Raw genomic sequence first — 17,282 nt, forward strand, 5'->3', positions numbered from 1 at the left:
CCCCGGTGGTCCCCGTGACCGCCGGGGCGCCGGCATGTCCGCCGGTGGGGGAGAATCGCCCGTGTGCGGATCGGGATCCTGGGGCCCCTGGAGGTGCGCGCGGACGGCGGTCCCGTCGAGGTCGGGGGAGCGCGGCTGCGCGCGCTGCTGACCCTGCTCGCCCTGGACCCCGGCGCGCTGCTGCCCGCCGAGCGGATCATCGACGCGCTCTGGGAGGACGGGGTGCCGCGCGGCGCCCCGAACGCGCTGCAGTCCCTGGTGTCCCGGCTGCGCGCCGCGATCGGCCGCGCGGCGGTCGAGTCGCGGTCCGGCGCGTACCGGCTCGTCCTGCCGCGCGAGCGCGTCGACGCCCATGACTTCGAGGCGCGGGTCGCCGCCGCCCGCCGCGCCGGCGGCCCCGCCGCCCGGTCGGCGGGGCTGCGCGAGGCGCTCGTGCTGTGGCGCGGGCCCGCCCTCGCCGACGCGGCCGGGCTGCGGTTCGCCGGCGCGCCCGCCGCCCGGCTGGACGCGCTGCGCCGCGCCGCGCTGGAGGAGCGCATCGACGCCGACCTCGCCCTCGGCCGGCACGACGAGGTGATCCCCGAACTGCGCGCCCTCACCGCCGGCGACCCGCTCCGCGAACCCGTCACCGTGCTGCTGATGCGCGCCCTGTACGCGGCCGGCCACCAGGCCGAGGCCCTCACCCGGTACGAGGACGCCAAGTGCGCCCTCGCCGACGGGCTCGGCGTCGACCCGTCGCCCGAGCTGGCGGCCGTCCACCTGGCCGTGCTGCGCCGTGACCCCGCCCTGGCGGCCCGCCCGGCGCCCGCGCCCGTCCCGGCCCGTCCGGAACCGGCGAAGGGGAACCTGAGCGCGCCGCTGACCAGCTTCATCGGACGCGGCGCCGACCTGGAACGGGTCGGCGCGCTGCTCGCGGACGCCCGCCTGGTCACCCTCACCGGACCCGGCGGAGCGGGCAAGACCCGGCTGTCGGTCGAGGTCGCCCGCCGCCACGGTGCCGCATCCGACGGTGCCTGGATCGTCGAACTCGCGCCGGTCACCGACCCGGCGGAGGTGCCCGCCGCCGTCCTCACCGCACTCGGGCTGCGCGAGACGCCGCAGCCGCTGCCGGGCCAGCGCGCCGCGCCCTCCGACCCGGTGGACCGGGTCGTCGCCGCGCTGGCGGGCCGCCGGATGCTGCTGGTCCTGGACAACTGCGAGCACCTCCTCGACGCCGCGGCGCGGCTCGCCGACCGGGTCCTCGCCGGCTGCCCCGGCGTCCGGATCATGGCGACCAGCCGCGAGCCGCTCGGCATCACCGGCGAGACGCTGTGGACCGTCGGGCCGCTGGAGGCGCCGCCGCCGTCGGCCTCCCCGGAGGAGGCGCTCGCCCGTCCCGCCGTCCGGCTGCTCGCCGACCGCGCCGCCGCCGTCTCGCCCGGATTCGCCGTCACCGGCGCCAACGTCGCCCCGGTCGTGCGGATCTGCCGCGCGCTGGACGGCGTCCCCCTCGCGATCGAGCTCGCCGCCGCGCGGCTGCGGGCGATGACGCCCGCGCAGGTCGCGACCCGGCTGGACGACCGGTTCCGGCTGCTCAGCGCGGGCAGCCGCACCGCGCTGCCCCGGCACCGGACGCTGCGCGCCGTCGTCGAATGGAGCTGGGACCTGCTGGACGGCCCCGAGCGCGTCCTGTGCCGCCGGCTGGCCGCCTTCCCCGGCGGCGCCACCCTGGAGTCCGCCGAGCAGGTCTGCGCCGGCCCCGGCCTCGCCCGCGCCGACGTCCTCGACACCCTCACCGCGCTGGTCGACAAGTCCCTGGTCACGGTGGTGGGCGCGGACGCCGAACCGCGCTACCGGATGCTGGAGACGATCCGCGCCTACGGGGCGGAGCGGCTGGCCGAGGCGGGCGAGGACGAGGCCGTCCGGCGCGCCCACGCCGACCGCCTCGTCGCCCTCGCCGAGGAGGCCGAGCCCCACCTGTACCGCGCCGGGCAGCTTGAATGGCTGCGCCGCCTCACCGCCGAGCACGACAACATCTCCGCCGCGCTGCGCTGGACGATCGCCGCCGGCGACGCGGCGACGGCCATCCGGTTCTGCGCGGCGCTCGGCTGGTACTGGTTCCTGCGCGGCGAGCTGCGCGACGGCGCCGACCACCTGGAGCGGATCCTCCCGCTGCCGGGCGTCCCGGACGACGAGACCACCGCGCTCGCCCTCGCGCTCGGCGCCATGGCGTCGCTGGACAACCAGCTCGACGGCGACCGGGTGCTCGGCTGGCTGGACCGCGCCCGCGCCCTGTGCGCCGGCCGCGACCCCGCCGGGCTGCACCCGGCGCTGCGCCTGATGCTCACGACCTTCGACATGTACACGGTCGGCTGGGACGACACGACGGCCGTCGGCGTCGACGGTCTCCTCGACGACCCGGACCCGTGGGTGCGCGGGCTGGCGTACTTCATCCGCGGCCAGATCGCCCACAACTTCGGCTGGGCCGGGCGCGTGCAGGACGACTGCGACCGGGCGCTCGCCGCGTTCCGCGAGGCCGGGGACCGGTGGGGGCTGTCGTTCACGCTCGCCGCGCAGGCGGAGATCGCCGGCCGGGACGGCGACCACCGCCGCTCCGCGGCCCTCTACGAGGAGGCGCTGCGGCTGAACGCCGAGCTGGGCGGCGGGACCGCGGCGCTCGTCCACGTCCACATGAAGCTGGCCAACGCCCTCGACCTGATCGGCGAGCGCGAGCGCGGCGAGGCGCTGCTGCTCGCCGCGGCCGATGGCGTCGAGGCGGCCCGGCGGCCGGAGGAGGCCGCCGCGGTGCACTACCAGCTCGGCGAGTTCGCCCGCCGCTCCGGCGACCGGGCCGAGGCGCTGCGCCGGCTGTCCCGCGCCGACGAGCTGACCCGCGGCCTGCCCGGCCCGCCGCAGTTCCGCGCGATGGTGCTGTGCTCGCGCGCCCAGCTCGACATGGCGACGGGCGCGATGGACGAGGCGTCCGCCCGGCTCGACGAGGCGGTCCGCGGCGCCGCGCAGGCCCGCGACCACCCGATCCTGTCGTACGTGCTGGCGGGCGTCGCCGAGCGGTACCGCCTGCTCGGCGAACCGGAACGGGCCGCGGCGCTGCTCGGCACCGCCGACGGGCTGCGCGGCGGCCCCGACCTGTCGCTGCCGGACGTCCTCGCCATCAAGGCCGCCGTCCGCGACGCCTTGGGGGAGCCCGCGTTCACCGCCGCCTACGAGCGCGGCACGGCCCGCACGTTCGACGCCGTCGTCGACGAGCTCGGCCTGGAGCGCCCGCCCCCGTCCACCATGTACCGCCCGCCCGGCGCCGGCGCCGCCTCCCCGTGATCAGAGCGGGGCGCCGGCGCGCTTCACGGTGCGGATCACCGGCGCCGTCTCCAGCGTGGCGATGCCGTCGAGCGAGGCGACCCGCTCGGTGAGGTAGCGGGCGAGATCCTCGGTGTCGCGGCAGTTCACGACCGCGACCAGGTTCGTCGGGCCGGTGGTCAGCGCGACGAACGACACCTCCGGATGCGCGGCCATCGCGGTCGCCACGTCCTGCAGCGCCGACGGCCGCACCGCCATCCACAGCCGCGCCTCCGCGTGGAAGCCGAGCCGCGCCGGCTCGATGTCGACCTGGTACCGCAGGACGCCCGCCGTCCGCAGCGCCTCGGCACGGCGCTTGACCGTGGAGTCCGACCATCCTGTCGCCCGCGCCAGATCGGTGTAACCGGTACGGCCATCACGGGCGAGCGCATCGAGGAGGGCCCGGTCGGCCGCGCCCACCTCGATCGGCTGCTGCTCGTCCACCGCGCCCGGCCGGAGCCGCGCGGCCTGCTCCGCCGACAGCACCGCCGGGCCGACCCAGGCGCTCGGCAGCGCGAAGCCGCGGAGCAGCAGGTGCGCCGACACGCCGATCACGCGGCGGGTGCGGGGCAGCTTCTCCAGCAGCAGCGCGTCCCGCTCGTCCGCCGACCGCGTCTGCGTGTTGCAGGAGATCTCCGTCCCGCCGGACAGCAGGTGCACGAACGAGGTGTCGTCGCGCGCCGCTAGCGCCGCGGCGATGGATCCGGCGGCGTCCGGCGTGCAGCGCAGCCGGATCGTCCACGAGGTGTAGCCGAGCCGCAGCCCGTTCAGCGTCCCGACGACCCGCAGGACGCCCGACGAGCGGAGCCGCCGGTACCGCCGCGCGACGGTGTTCTCCGACACGCCGAGCACCTCGCCGATCCGGCTGAACGGAGCCCGGCCGTCGATCCACAGCGCATGCACCAGCCCGCGGTCCACCGCATCCAGCGTGACGTCATCCACCACCAGAACGTACCAACTGACGGATTCCATCGAATCGAAGCCCGTACCCGGCGGACATGCTCCGGCACCGCCAACGCTGTGGAGGCCACCCACCGAAAGGAGAGCCTCCGATGCGCCGATGGACGCCGCTCATCGCGGTCTGCCTGGGCTCCTTCATGTTCATCGTGGACACCACGATCGTCGCGGTCGCGCTGCCCAGCGTCGCCCGCGGCCTGCACACCTCCCTGTCCGGCCTGCAATGGGTCGCCAACGTCTACACGCTCGTCCTCGCCGTGCTGATGCTCCCGGCCGGGGCGCTCGCCGACCGGTACGGGCACCGCACCGCCTACGCCGCAGGACTGCTGGTCTTCGCGGCGGCGTCGGCGGGCTGCGCCCTCGCCCCGGACGCCGGCACGCTCATCGCCGCCCGCGCCGTCCAGGGGATCGGCGGCGCCGCGCTGGCCGTCACTGCGTTCTCCCTGCTCGGCGCCGTCTACCAGGGCCCGGCGCTCGGCACCGCCATGGGCGTGTGGGGCGCCGTCAGCGGCCTCGGCGGCGCGGCCGGGCCGATGCTCGGCGGCGCCCTCACCGCCTGGCTCGGCTGGCGCGCGATCTTCCTCGTGAACCTTCCGGTCACGCTGCTCACCCTCGTCCTGACGGTGAAGGCCGTCCCGTGCGGCGAGCGCGCCGCACGGCCCGCGCCCCTCGACCCGGCGGGCATGGCCCTCTTCGCGATCAGCGCAGCGGCCCTCACGACCGCCCTCACCAAAGCGGGCGGCAGCGGCTGGGGCTCGCCCGGGGTCCTCACCGGACTGGCCGCCGCGCTCACCGCCCTCACCGCGTTCGTGGTGCTCGAACTGCGGCGCCGCCACCCGATGCTCGACCTCCGGCTGTTCCGCGACGCCGCGTTCTCCGCCGTCATGGTCTGCGTGCTCGCCTCGTCGGCCGCGTTCGCCTGCCTGATCTACACCTCGGTCTGGCTCCAGTCGGCGGCCGGCCTCGGCCCCGTCCGCACCGGCCTCGCCCTGATGCCGATGGCCCTGACGACCTTCGCCGTCTCCACGCTGAGCGGGCGCCGCGTCCCGCCGCGGACCGCGGTGAGCGGCGGCCTGCTGCTCAGCGGCATCGGCTGCGCGCTGCAGGCGAACCTGGACGCCGGCTCCGGCGCGTCCGCGATCACCCTCGGCCTGGTCGTGACCGGCGCCGGAGTCGGCCTGATGATCCCCGCCATGGGCGCCGCCGTGCTGACGGCCGCACCCCCTGAACGGCGCGGCATGGCCGCCGGCGCGATGACCACGTTCCGCCAGCTGGGCCAGACCCTCGGCGTCGCCGCGCTGGGCGTCCTCTTCCAGCACCCCCGCCACAACCCCGCCGCAGCCCTGAACCACGTCTACCTGGCCGCCGCCCTAACCGGCCTAACCGCCGCCGCCCTAGCCTTCACCGCCCTCAAGCGCCCCGCATCGAAGCCGATGAAGGCCGCACAGCCGAAAGAGCCGGCTGAACAAGGTACGGAAGGGCAGAGCTGAGCCACCGCCACGGGCAGGCACGCGGAGCGAGTGCAGCGAGCGCAGCGGGCCTGCCCGACGACGGACGAGGCGTTTCGCGCGGAGCTCTAGCGGAGCGCGAAACGCCTCGTCCGTCGCAACGGGGGTTCCAGGGGGTCGCCCCCCTGGAAAAATCACGCCCGCTTCTTGAAAGCCCTAAGCGACAGGGGTGCGAAGACCAGGGAGATGCCGACGCCCCAGGCGAGCGCGATCCAGGCGTGTTCCAGGACGGGGCCGCCGACGAGCAGGCCGCGCATGGACGCGACCAGCTGCGTCACCGGGCTGTTGTCCATGCAGAACGCCAGCCAGCCGGGGATGCCCTTGGTCGTGGGGATGAACGCGGTGCTCAGGAAGCTCAGCGGGAAGATGACCACGAAGCCGAAGATCTGCACCTTCTCCGGTTCGTTGACCTTCATCGCGATGTACACCGACGTCCAGGAGAACAGCAGCGCGAAGGTGAGCAGCAGCAGGAACGCCAGGAGCACCGACAGGACGCCGGTGTGCACGCGGAACCCGATCGCGAATCCGACGCCGAGCAGGATCAGCATCGACCACGCCTGCTTGACGGTGTCGGCGATGATGCGGCCGGCGAGCGGCGCCGACCGGGAGATCGGCAGGCTGCGGAACCGGTCGAACACCCCCTTGGTGATGTCGGTGTTCAGCCCGAAGCCGGTGCTCATCCCGGCGAACAGCGCGTTCTGCGCGATGATCCCGGGGATGACGATCGGCAGGTAGGCCTGGACGCTGCCGGCCATCGCCGGGCCGAACACGTACGCGAACAGCAGCACGAACATGATGGGCTGGATGGACAGGTCCAGCAGCTCCATCGGGTTGTGCTTGATCTGGACGAGGTTGCGCCAGGCCAGCGTCAGCGTGTTGCGGGCGGCGATGCCCGGCGACACGCGCTTGGCCAGGTCCTGCGGTGCGAACGCCGTGGCGGTCATGCCGAGGCCCCTTCCCGGTCGGCGGCCTGCTCGAGCTCGCCGGCCTCCGCGTCGATGTCGTCGGTGTGGTGGCCGGTGAGGGCGAAGAACACCTCGTCCAGGCTGGACTTGCGCAGCGACAGCTCGCCGACGGCGACGCCCGCGTCGTCGAGGCGCCGGACGACGGCGGGCATCAGCGCCGGGTCGGTGATCGGCGCGGACACCAGGCCGTCGCGGATCTCCGGTTCGGCGCCGGTGAGGTCGGCGACGATCCGCGCGGCGGTGCCGCCGTCGGATTCGCGGATCGGCCGCAGCTCCAGCACCTGGCCGCCGACCTGCGCCTTCAGCCGGTCGGAGGTGCCCTGCGCGATCACCTGGCCGCGGTCGATCACCACGATGTCGTCGGCGAGCTGGTCGGCCTCCTCCAGGTACTGGGTGGTGAGCAGGACGGTGACGCCGTCGTCGGTGAGGCCGCGGACGATGTCCCAGAGGCCGTTGCGGCTGCGCGGGTCGAGGCCGGTGGTCGGCTCGTCCAGGAACAGGATCTGCGGCCGCCCGACCAGGCTGGCCGCGAGGTCGAGGCGGCGGCGCATCCCGCCCGAGTAGGTCTTGGCGGCGCGTTCGGCCGCCTCGGTGAGCTGGAACCGCTCCAGCAGTTCGGCGGCGCGCGCCCGCGACGCCCGCCGCGAGACGCCGAGCAGCCGCCCGATGAGGATCAGGTTCTCGGTGCCGGTGAGCATCTCGTCGACCCCGGCGTACTGCCCGGTGAGGCCGATCAGCTGCCGCACCTTGTGCGCGTCCTTGACCACGTCGAACCCGCCGACCCGGGCGCTGCCCTCGGTCGGCTCGATCAGGGTGGCGAGGATCCGCGTCGCCGTCGTCTTCCCGGCGCCGTTCGGGCCGAGGACGCCCAGCACGGTGCCGGGCTCGGCGGTGAGCGAGACGCCGGCCAGCGCCCTGGTCTCACCGAACCGCTTCACCAGGCCGTCGGCCTGGATCGCGTAGGACATGTGATCTCCTGGGACTCGGTCTGCCGGACTTCCCGCCCGACGGGGACGGACCCGCCAACCTATGCGTGCCCCGGGTCGGTCCGCATCCACTTGTTCCGCCGCGTCGCGGCGGCCGTCGGGCACGTTGCGACACTCTCGCAGCCGCTACTGACAAAACGCTGGTAGCGCGCCGTTTTCTCCGGACGCTCTAGACTCGCGGTGTGACGTCGGTGCGGCGGACTCACCAGAAGGACGGCGGGGGGCCGCGCCCGCCGCGGCTGCGGCCGCCCGAGAACCGGGTGTCGCCGCGTGCCATCGCGCACTGGGCCATCGAGTACCTGCTGCTGTGGGGGCTGGCGTTCGGGCTCGCGCTCGGCGTCGCCGCGTGGCTCGGCCACGCCGGCTGGAGCGGGATGCCGGGCTGGCTGTCCGGGCGTGTCGGCTGGCTGCCCTACATCGTCGGGACGGCCGGGGTCCTCATGGTCACCGCGGCGCCCGTGTGGCGGTACCGGGTGCACCGCTGGGAGGTCAGCGCCGACGTCGTCTACACCCGCACCGGCTGGTTCAGCCGCGAGTGGCTGCTGGTGCCGGTCGGCCGGATCCAGACCGTCGACACCGAGCAGGGCTGGATCGAGCGGCTGCTCGGCCTGGCCACCATCAAGGTCAACACCGCCTCGCACACCGGCTCGTCGGAGGTGGCCGGCCTTCCCGCGGACGTGGCGACCCGCCTGGCCGAGCAACTCGCGCACCGCGCGCACGACCTGCGCGACGACGCGACGTGAGCGTCCGCCCCGAGGCCGGCGGGCCCGCCGCGGCGGGACGCCCGTCCGACGCCGCGGCGGTCGCGGCGGCGCCGCGCCGCCGCCGGCTGCATCCGCTGACGTTCGTGGTCGGCGCGGTCCGCGAGCTGGCGGCGCTGCTCGCGGCGGGCGCCACCGGCCTGCTCGTCGGCGGGATGTCCACCGCGTTCTACTTCACTCTCGCCGGGCTCGCGTTCGGGCTGGTGTTCCACGTCACCGGCTGGGTCATCTTCACCTACGTCCTGCACGGTGACCGGATCGAGCTGCGGCGCGTGCTCATCGGACGGTCCGTCAAGAGCATCCCGCGGGACCGGATCCGGAGCGTCGACGTCAGCGCGTCCCTGCCGCAGCGGCTCCTGGGGCTCGCCGTCGTGCACATCGACGCCGGGGCAGAGGGCGGCGAGGGCACCCTCAACGCCGTGTCCCGGCAGGAGGCGGACCGGCTGCGGCGCGTCCTGCTCGCGCGGCCGACCGCCGACCGGCGCCCGCCCCGGCGCCTCCTCGCCCGGGCGGCGCCGCGCTGGTACCTGTACGCCCCGCTCAGCGGCGCCTACCTGCTCACGCCGTTCGCGGTGGCGGGCAGCGTGCTCGGCACCCTCTACAACCTCGGGGACGACCTCGGGCTCATCACCCAGCGGCGCGTGGAGAGCGTCGGGCACGACGTCGCGGGGGTGGCGCCCGCCGTCGCCGTCGCGCTGCTCGTCGTGGTGCTGCTCGCCATGCCCGTCATGTCGGTGATCGTGTTCAGTTTGTTCAACTGGGACTTCACCGTGCACGAGCGGGACGGCTCGATCCTGGTGGAGCGGGGCGTGCTCACCCGGCGGGCGGTGTCCCTCGAACGCCGCCGGCTGCGGGGCGTCGAGCTGTCGGACAACCCGCTGGAGCGGCGCGCCGGGGTCGTCCGCCTCGGCGCCCTGATCACCGGCCTGGGGGACGCGGCGCACCGCGGCCGGCTGCTGCCCGCCGCGCCCCGCGCCGCCGCCGGGGACCTCGCCGCGCGCGTCCTCGGCCCGGTCCCTGGCCCGCTGATCGCGCACCCGCGGGCGGCCCGCGGCCGGCGGGTCGCCCGCGCGGTCGCGCCCGTCGCGGGCGTCGCCGCCATCGCCGTGCTGGCCGGTCAGCCGTGGGTCGCCTACGTGTGCGCCGCCGTCGCCGTCCTCGCCGTCCCGCTGGGCCTGGACCGCTACCGGCAGCTGGGGCATGCGTCCGACGGGGCCCGCCTCACCGTCCGCTCGGGTTCGCTGCGGCGCCGCCAGGTCGTCGTCGACCACGGCGCCGTGATCGGCTGGCGCATCCGCCGGACGCTGTTCCAGCGCCGCCTCGGCCTCGCGACGCTGTTCGTCGCGACGGGCGCCGGCGACGGCGGCTACTCCGCGACGGACATGTCCGAGTCGGACGCCGTCGCGTTCGCCGCCGCCATCACTCCCGACTGGCTCGCGCCGTTCATCGAGCGGCCCGCACCGGAACCGCCCGCGGCGAAGGACGCCGGGCCCGGGGCCTGATCGCGGCCCCCGGCGTCGTCACTCGGGTCGGCGGGCGCCGAACATGATCTCGTCCCAGGACGGCACCGAGGCGCGCTTGCCCTTGGCCTTGCGGCGGGGCCGCGCCGGACGCTGCGCCGGGGACTCCGCGGCCGCGGCGGCCGCCGGGGACCCGGTGACCGGCTTGTCCTGCGCGGCGGGCATCGACGGCCGGGCCGGCTTCTTCTTCGCCGGCGGCCGGGACGGCTCGTGCCGCGCCGGATGCTGCTGGGCGGGCTGCTGCTGCGGTGCGGGCTTCGGCGGGGCGGGCTTCGGCCGAGCGGCCTTCTCCTCGGGCGCCTGCACCGGACGCTCCGGCGCCGTCTCGGCGCTCTGCGGAGCCTCCTCCGCCTCGTCCTGCGCGGTCTCGCCCCCGTCGGTCTCGGCCTCGGCGGTCGCCTCTTCGGGCTCGTCACTCTCCTGCGGGGAGGCCGCGGCCTCCTCCGCGACGACCTCGTCGTGCTCCTGCGCCGCCTCGGTGGCTTCCTCAGCGACCGGCTCCTGCGCGGCCTCGTCCGCGTCGGGCTCCTCGGAGGCCGCCTGCACGTCCTCGGCCGGCGCCTCGTGCTCGTCCGGACGCGCCTCGGCCTCGGGCGCGGGGCTCTCCGCGTCCTGCCGCTCGTCCTGCGCGTCCTCGTTCTGGGCCGCCGGGGTCTCCTCGGCGGTCGCCGTCTCTTCGCGGGCCTCAGAGGCGGTGTCGTCCTCGTCGCGGTGCGTCGGGCTCTCGTCGGCGGACTCAACGCCCGCGCGGGCCAGTGCCTCCTCGGCGGTGCTCTCCCGCTCCTCAGCGGCGGCCTGAGGCCGCTCTGTGCGCGCCTGAGGGACGCGCGGCTCCTCGGCGGCGGGACGGGCGGGCTCGGGGGCCTCGCGCAGGCGCGGGGCCTCGCGGGGGCCGTCCGAGGAGAGCGGACGGGACGCCTCGCGCAGCGGCGCGCCCTCGGCGGCCGCGTCGCGGAAGGCGGGCCGCGGGTCGACCATGCGGCCGCGCTCGACGATGTACTGCGGCGGCTCGGCGGGACGCAGCGGGCCGGGCGCCGCGGGCTGCTCCGGCTCCGGGGGCAGGCCGCGCGCGGACGGCTCGCGGTCGTTCTGCACGACCTTCATCGCGGGACGGCGCGGGACGAGCGGGGTGACGGTGTCCGACAGCGCGTCGTCGTCCCACTCGACGGCGGTGAGCCGGGCGGCGATCTCGTCGAGCGGGGAGACGTGCCGGCGGCGCGGGTCGAAGGACCACTCGGCGGCGTGCGGGCGGCCGTTGTCGAAGAACGACAGCCGGACGCGCCAGGTGGAGTCCTCGCACTTCCACGAGTCCCACTCGACCTCCTCGAGGTCGACGCCGCCGCGGCCGAGCCGCTCCTCGACGGTCTCGCCGAGCGGCGGCCCGAGCGTGGTGGTGTCGCCGGGCCGGCGCACCGCGACGCGCTGCGCCTGCTGCGCCATGTACTCGCGTTCCTGCAGGACCGGGCCCTCGAACCAGCGGACGCGTTCGACGGGGATGCCCGCCGACTCGGCGATCTCCTCCGCCGTCTCGCCGGACCGGATGCGGGCCTGGATCTCCTTGGGACGCAAGGGACTCTCCACTTCGATCTCGAACTGGCCGAGGCGGGAGAAGTGCCCACGGACCGCGGCGCGGAGCCGGTCGTCGACGGGCAGGGTGAACCGGGTGCCTCGGCCCGCGGTGGCCAGGACGAGGTACGTACCGTCCTCGCTGACCGCGACGAGGCGCAGCTCCTGCATGCGTGTCCTTCCTGCCCTGTCCTGACGGCACGGAGGGCGCCGGCCGGTCCGGCCGCGGTCTCACCGGCCGGTCGCCCGTTGCCCGCCGAGGGCGCATGCGTGCCCTTCCCCCGGGTTCCCGAGTCTCTCTTTCGGACACACCTGCTGCCAGCACCGTACCCGGCATGTCCGAACATCGCCGCTCTCGAAGCCCCCTTCACGAGGCCGAAGAGGGCACCTGACCTAGCTTGCCGGTGTTGCGGCGCCGCCGTGGCCGCCCTGCCGGATTCTTGTGCATCCTTTTCCACACTGTGCCTGAGCGCGGCGGCACTCGCCGGCGCCGCGAGGTTAGGAGCGTCACGTCTGTGGCAGGAACACCCGGATCTTCCGAATAGTTTCGTTTTCTGGGGATTCGGGCGAACGGACAGGGGTGAAGGGGCCGATGCGGCGCAAGCTGCCGGACGTCAGTACGACGCAGCTGATCGCCAGTGGGGTGGCGACGCTGGTCGCCGCCGTGGGCGCGTCCTACCTGGGGGTCTACGGGACGATCATCGGCGCGGGGCTGATGAGCGTGATGTCGACGGCGGGCTCCGCGGTGGTCAAGCACTACCTCGACCAGGGCCGGAGCCAGATCAAGGACCTGACGCACCTGCAGGCGGCGGTGAACCGGCGGGACACGGTCGAGCACGCGGCGGCGGAGGCGAAGAGCGCCGACCCGACGCGGACCGTGGTGTGGCCGCCGGACGACCCGAACGCGACCAACCTCGACCCGAACGCGACCCGCCTCGACCTGAACCTCCCCGGCGGCGTCTCCGGCAATGTCCCCGGTGGCGGGGACCCGAACGCCACGCGCCTGGACCGCACGCCGGCGGAGACGGTCGCGGACGCGCTCGCGACGGCGGCGGGCCCGGACGCCGTCCGCGAGGTCGTCCGCCGGTCGGCGCTCGACGCCACCGCCGACTGGGTCAAGCAGCACTGGGTGAAGCTCGTCGTGTCGTCCGCCGCGATCTTCGCCATCGTGATCGGCGGGATCACCGTGTACGAGGCCGCGACCGGCTCGCCGATCGGCAACGGCTCCGGCGGCGGGACGACCCTGTCGAAGGCGCTGACCGGCGGCGGCGGTGGCGGCGGCGGGACGGACGAGTCCCCGAAGTCGCCCGTCCCGTCCACGCACGCGACGACGTCCGGCGATGCGCCGACCGACGGCCCGTCCGGCGGCGTCCCGTCGACCGGGACGCCCAGCTCGGCGCCGCCCACCACGACGCGTCCCACCGAGCCGACCGCGCCGACGTCGTCGGCCGCGACCACGCCGAGCGCGCCGAACACCCCGGACCCGACGAAGTCGCCGGAGGGCGGGACCGGCGGCGACGGCCAGCAGAACGACAACCAGAACGGCGCCGAGCCCCAGATCACCCAGGGCCGGTGACCGCGGCCCCGTAGCCGAGCCGTCAACGACTTGGCCGTCGCGATCGCGCAGCGAGCCCCCGGGCGAGTCGGAGCGATGCAGCGATCGCACGCAGTGCCCGTTGAAGGGAAGGCGCTCTAGCGCCTGACCGCCCAGGGCAGTGCAGAGAACTCAGTCGCCGAAGACCTGGCGGGTGTAGGGGTTGGCGAAGCGGCGGTCGGGGTCGAGCTCGTCGCGCAGCCGCTGGAAGTCGCCGAACCGCGGGTAGACCTTCTCCAGGTAGGTGGCGTCGCGGGTGTGGAGCTTGCCCCAGTGCGGGCGGCCGTCGAGGGCCGTGAGGAGGTCCTCGATGCCGCGGAAGTACTCCTGGTGGCGGTCCTTGTAGTAGACGTGGACGGCGATGAACGCGCTGCGGCGGCCGTGGGCCATCGACAGCCAGGCGTCCTCCTCGGGGAGCAGCCGCACCTCGATCGGGAAGCTGATCCGCCAGTCCTTGCGGGAGAACAGGGAGCGCAGCTCGCGCAGCGCGGGGACGAGCTCCTCGCGCGGGATCGCGTACTCCTGCTCCTTGAACCGGACGGTCCGGGGGCTGGTGAACACCTTGTAGGAGGCGTCGGTGTAGGTGCGGGCGCCGAGCGCCTTGGCGGAGATGCCGTTGACGAACGGCGTGGTGGCCGGGGCCGCGTGGGTCAGCCGGTTGACGGCGCCGAAGACGGAGTTGGACAGGAACTCGTCGTCCAGCCAGTGCTTGAACTTCGACAGCGGCTGCGCCGGACCCTCGGCGCGGTTGTTGCGCTTGGTGAGGCAGCCCTCGGTGTGCGGGAACCAGTAGAACTCGAAGTGCTCGTTGGCGTCGTCGAACTCGTCGACGCGGGCGAGGACCTCGTCCCACTTCATCGGCTCCTCCTGCGCGCGCAGGAGGAAGGACGGCACGGTCTTCCAGGTGATGGCGGTGACGACGCCGAGGGCGCCGAGGCCGGCGCGGGCGGCGTCGAACAGCTCGGGGCGCTCGTCGGGCGAGCAGGTGACGGTGGAGCCGTCGGCGAGGACGAGTTCGAGGGCGGCGACCTGGGAGGCCAGGCCCGCGGCGTCGCGCCCGGTGCCGTGGGTGGCGGTCTGCAGGGCGCCCGCGACGGTCTGCTCCTGGATGTCGCCCATGTTGGCCAGGGCCAGGGCGTGCTCGGCGAGGACGCGGTTGAACACGTGCAGCGGCAGCCCGGCCTCGACGGTGACCAGGCCGGTCGCGGTGTCGACGGAGCGGACGGCGGTGAGCGCGTCCGGGCGCAGCAGCAAGCCCTCGGCGACGGCGGCGCCGGTGAAGGAGTGGCCGGTGCCGGTCATGCGGACGGTGAGGCCGTCGGAGGCGGCGGACCGGACGGCCGCGGCCACCTCGGCGGTGCTGCCGGGGGTCGCGACGGAGTGCGGGGTGGCCTGCTGGTTTCCCGCCCAGTTCTGCCACTTCTGGTGGGTCACGGGTGACATGCGCCGACTCTACTCGGCAATCGATCGTGAGGAAAGTTCACGTTTACTGAGGGTGCGGGAACCGGCCAGCCCGACCAGCGCGGCCGCCACCGCCGACCCCAGCGGGACCAGGAACGCGGCGTGCGCGCCGTAGGCGTCCACGACCCGCCCCGCCAGCGACGACCCGGCCGCCACCCCGACCCCGACCGACGTCGAGACCAGCGCCAGGCCCTCGGTCAGCTGGTGCTGCGGGACGAGCCGCTCCACCAGCCCGTAGCCGGGGATGATCGTCGGCGAGATCGCCAGGCCGGAGAAGAAGACCACGGCCATCATCAGCCACAGTTTCCCGACCAGGACGGGCGGGACGAGCCCGGCCGTCAGCAGGCCGAGGCCGGCGAGGAAGCGGCGGGCGAGCGGGCGCCGCCAGTGCCGCGCGCCGTACCAGAGCGCCGCGGCGCCGCTGCCGAGCGCGTAGCAGCCGAGCAGCACGCCGGCCAGCGCCTTGTGCCCCTGCTCCTGGGCGAACGCGACGCCGCTGACGTCGATCGCGCCGAACACCATGCCGAGCGCGAGGAACACCGGCGTGATCACGACGACGCCGGGGTTGCGGAACACCCCGCCGCGCACCCCGGGCAGCCGCGGGCGCGGCGGCGGCTCGGTGCCGCGCTGCGCGGCGAACGCCAGGCAGCCCACCAGCGTGCAGGCCGCCGCCGCGCCGATGCCCGCCGCCGGGTGCACCCCGGTGGCCAGCGCCGTGACGACCAGCGGCCCGGTGACGAAGATGCCCTCGTCCACGACGGACTCGAACGAGAACGCGGTGTGCAGCCGGGTGGGGGAGTCGCGCAGCAGGTGCGACCAGCGCGCCCGCACCCACGCGCCGAGCGACACCTGCGTCAGCCCGGCGGCCGCCGCGGCGGGGAACAGCGTCCACGCCGGCATCCCGGCCAGCGCGAAGACGATCACCACGGTGAAGCTCGCGACGTTGGCGAGCACGAGCGGCACCAGCACGCGGCGCTGCCCGTACCGGTCGGCGTACCGGGCGCTGAGCGGGGCGCCCACCGCGTAGGAGAGGGACAGCGTCGCGGTCACAGAGCCGGCGATACCGTACGATCCGGTAACCGCGGACACGAGAAGGACGATGCCGATCCCCACCATGGACATCGACATGCGGCCGACGAACCCGGCGGCGACGAACGGCCGGGCGCCGGGAACCGACAGCAGCTCCCGGTACGGACCGGGCATCCGCGACTCCCCTCCCCACCGGGAGGGGCGCCCCGGCCCCATCGTTCGACTTCAGCCCCATGATCACGTTACCTGGGGGAAAGAAGTGCCAAGACGTGTAACTCACCCGTAGCGACACTCGTTGGGAAATGTTGTGGCTCCTCCATCAGCACCGCGCGCGGCCGAGGACGGGGCGCCGGACGCCGCGGCCCCCGCCGGGGCGGCCGCGCCGCGGACGCCCCGGCAGAGGCCGCAGAAGAAGCAGCGCAAGGGCCGGACGTCGCCGAACGCCCGGGCGGGCACGGCAAGCGGGGGCCCGCGGCGCGTCCTGCCGCTGCTCATCGCGACCATCGCCGCGCTCGCCGTCGCCAGCATGTCCGCCGGGGTGTACGCGGCGCTGACCACCGACGGCTCCAAGCCCGCCGCCTCGTCCGGCGCGCCGCACGGCGACACCCCGCCCAGCGCGGGCCAGGGCGACCCGGTGAAGGTGGTCGACGAGGGGCAGGTCGCGCCGCTGCGCCGGGTCGTCCCGCCCGACGTGCTCGCCGCCGAGGGCGGCAGCATCTCCGCCGCGAAGATCGCCAGGATCGCGAAGCTGAAGAAGGTCCGCGACGTGGTGGCGGTCGCGGGCGGGGCCGTCCAGCTTCAGGGCCGGCAGGTGAACGCGTTCGCGGTCGACCCGTCCTCGTTCCGCTCCTGGACGCCGCCCGGCACCGCGAAGAAGACCGACCTGTGGGCGGCGCTCGCCGCCGACCGTTTCGTCGTGTCGCCGGACGCCGCCAAGGAGCTCCAGCTGGCCCAGGGCTACGAGTACCCGGTCGTCGGCCGGACGATCCCGAAGCTGACCATGGGCGGCTCCGGGGACCTCGGCCTGCCCGGGATCAACATGCTGGTCAGCAAGAAGTCCGGGACGCGGATGGGGCTCGTCCCGAACGTCGCGGTGCTGGTCAACGCACCGGGGGTGAGCCCGGCGAAGGTCGTCAAGGCGGTCCGCAAGATCCTCGGCGGCGGCGCGAACGTGGTGAACCTGCACGACGCCAAGTACCAGTCGTCGGGCACCGGCGGGAAGGCGAACAGCTACCTGGACCTGTACAAGCAGGCCGCCACCACCTGCCCCGGCCTGTCCTGGACGGTGCTCGCCGCGATCGGCCAGGTCGAGAGCGACCACGGCCGCAACGCCGGCCGCTCCAGCGCGGGCGCGCTCGGCCCGATGCAGTTCATGCCGGCCACCTGGAAGATCTACGGGGTGGACGGCGACGGGGACGGCAAGGCCGACATCATGAACCCCTACGACGCCATCCCGGGCGCGGCGAAGTACCTGTGCGCGAACGGCGCGGGCCGCGGCGGCCAGCAGCTGTACCGGGCGATCTGGCACTACAACCACGCCGACTGGTACGTCCAGAAGGTCCTGAACCTGGCGAGGGCCTACGCAGCCCGCTACAGCTGACC

12 protein-coding genes are annotated in these 17,282 nt (G+C 74.8%); 6 read left to right on the top strand and 6 right to left on the bottom strand.

The features are described from left to right. The first annotated feature begins 63 nt into the window (after positions 1–63). On the top strand, positions 64–3,315 hold the full coding sequence (locus tag J4709_RS17730; protein ID WP_208242068.1) for an AfsR/SARP family transcriptional regulator: 3,252 nt from the start codon (positions 64–66) through the stop codon (positions 3,313–3,315). Here the strand turns inward: J4709_RS17730 and J4709_RS17735 are convergent, their stop codons facing one another. Further along, positions 3,316–4,275 carry an Lrp/AsnC family transcriptional regulator gene (locus tag J4709_RS17735; RefSeq protein ID WP_208242070.1) on the bottom strand — a complete coding sequence of 320 codons (960 nt, stop codon included), beginning with the start codon at positions 4,273–4,275 and terminating at the stop codon, positions 3,316–3,318. 110 nt (positions 4,276–4,385) lie between these two features. On the opposite strand from J4709_RS17735, the gene J4709_RS17740 reads away from it, so the two are divergent. Then, positions 4,386–5,780 carry an MFS transporter gene (locus J4709_RS17740; RefSeq protein ID WP_208242072.1) on the top strand — a complete coding sequence of 465 codons (1,395 nt, stop codon included), beginning with the start codon at positions 4,386–4,388 and terminating at the stop codon, positions 5,778–5,780. A 152-nt stretch (positions 5,781–5,932) separates the two neighbouring features. Here the strand turns inward: J4709_RS17740 and J4709_RS17745 are convergent, their stop codons facing one another. Both J4709_RS17745 and J4709_RS17750 read right to left on the bottom strand, forming a co-directional pair. Beyond that, positions 5,933–6,742 (bottom strand): ABC transporter permease, encoded by an 810-nt coding sequence (locus tag J4709_RS17745; RefSeq protein WP_208242074.1) that lies wholly within the window; start codon positions 6,740–6,742, stop codon positions 5,933–5,935. Next, positions 6,739–7,731 (bottom strand): ATP-binding cassette domain-containing protein, encoded by a 993-nt coding sequence (locus J4709_RS17750; protein ID WP_208242076.1) that lies wholly within the window; start codon positions 7,729–7,731, stop codon positions 6,739–6,741. Before J4709_RS17750 ends, J4709_RS17745 begins: the two co-directional genes overlap by 4 nt. 200 nt (positions 7,732–7,931) lie before the next feature. Between J4709_RS17750 and J4709_RS17755 the strand changes: the two genes are divergently transcribed. Both J4709_RS17755 and J4709_RS17760 read left to right on the top strand, forming a co-directional pair. Continuing rightward, entirely contained in the window at positions 7,932–8,492 is a 561-nt protein-coding gene (locus J4709_RS17755) for a PH domain-containing protein (protein WP_208242083.1), read from the top strand. Then, positions 8,489–10,012 carry a PH domain-containing protein gene (locus tag J4709_RS17760; RefSeq protein ID WP_208242093.1) on the top strand — a complete coding sequence of 508 codons (1,524 nt, stop codon included), beginning with the start codon at positions 8,489–8,491 and terminating at the stop codon, positions 10,010–10,012. The genes J4709_RS17755 and J4709_RS17760 overlap by 4 nt, the downstream gene beginning before the upstream one ends. 18 nt (positions 10,013–10,030) lie before the next feature. Here J4709_RS17760 and sepH read toward each other — a convergent pair whose 3' ends face one another. Then, positions 10,031–11,767, bottom strand: coding sequence for a septation protein SepH (sepH, locus tag J4709_RS17765; RefSeq protein ID WP_208242095.1), 1,737 nt, complete (start codon positions 11,765–11,767; stop codon positions 10,031–10,033). A 421-nt stretch (positions 11,768–12,188) separates the two neighbouring features. Here sepH and J4709_RS17770 point away from each other — a divergent pair, with 421 nt between their 5' ends. Next, the gene (locus J4709_RS17770; protein WP_208242097.1) at positions 12,189–13,172 is read left to right on the top strand and encodes a hypothetical protein; all 984 of its coding nucleotides are present in this window, start codon (positions 12,189–12,191) and stop codon (positions 13,170–13,172) included. A gap of 150 nt (positions 13,173–13,322) precedes the next feature. Here the strand turns inward: J4709_RS17770 and J4709_RS17775 are convergent, their stop codons facing one another. Both J4709_RS17775 and J4709_RS17780 read right to left on the bottom strand, forming a co-directional pair. Next, the gene (locus J4709_RS17775; protein WP_208242099.1) at positions 13,323–14,633 is read right to left on the bottom strand and encodes a D-arabinono-1,4-lactone oxidase; all 1,311 of its coding nucleotides are present in this window, start codon (positions 14,631–14,633) and stop codon (positions 13,323–13,325) included. 9 nt (positions 14,634–14,642) lie between these two features. Beyond that, on the bottom strand, positions 14,643–15,854 hold the full coding sequence (locus J4709_RS17780) for an MFS transporter (protein ID WP_208242101.1): 1,212 nt from the start codon (positions 15,852–15,854) through the stop codon (positions 14,643–14,645). Positions 15,855–15,987: 133 nt separating this feature from the next. Between J4709_RS17780 and J4709_RS54755 the strand changes: the two genes are divergently transcribed. Further along, complete coding sequence (locus J4709_RS54755) at positions 15,988–17,280, top strand: lytic transglycosylase domain-containing protein (protein ID WP_307801323.1); 1,293 nt, start codon at positions 15,988–15,990, stop codon at positions 17,278–17,280. The last annotated feature ends 2 nt before the right edge of the window (positions 17,281–17,282 follow it).

This window comes from Actinomadura violacea, assembly GCF_017573465.1.
Classification (GTDB): domain Bacteria; phylum Actinomycetota; class Actinomycetes; order Streptosporangiales; family Streptosporangiaceae; genus Spirillospora; species Spirillospora violacea.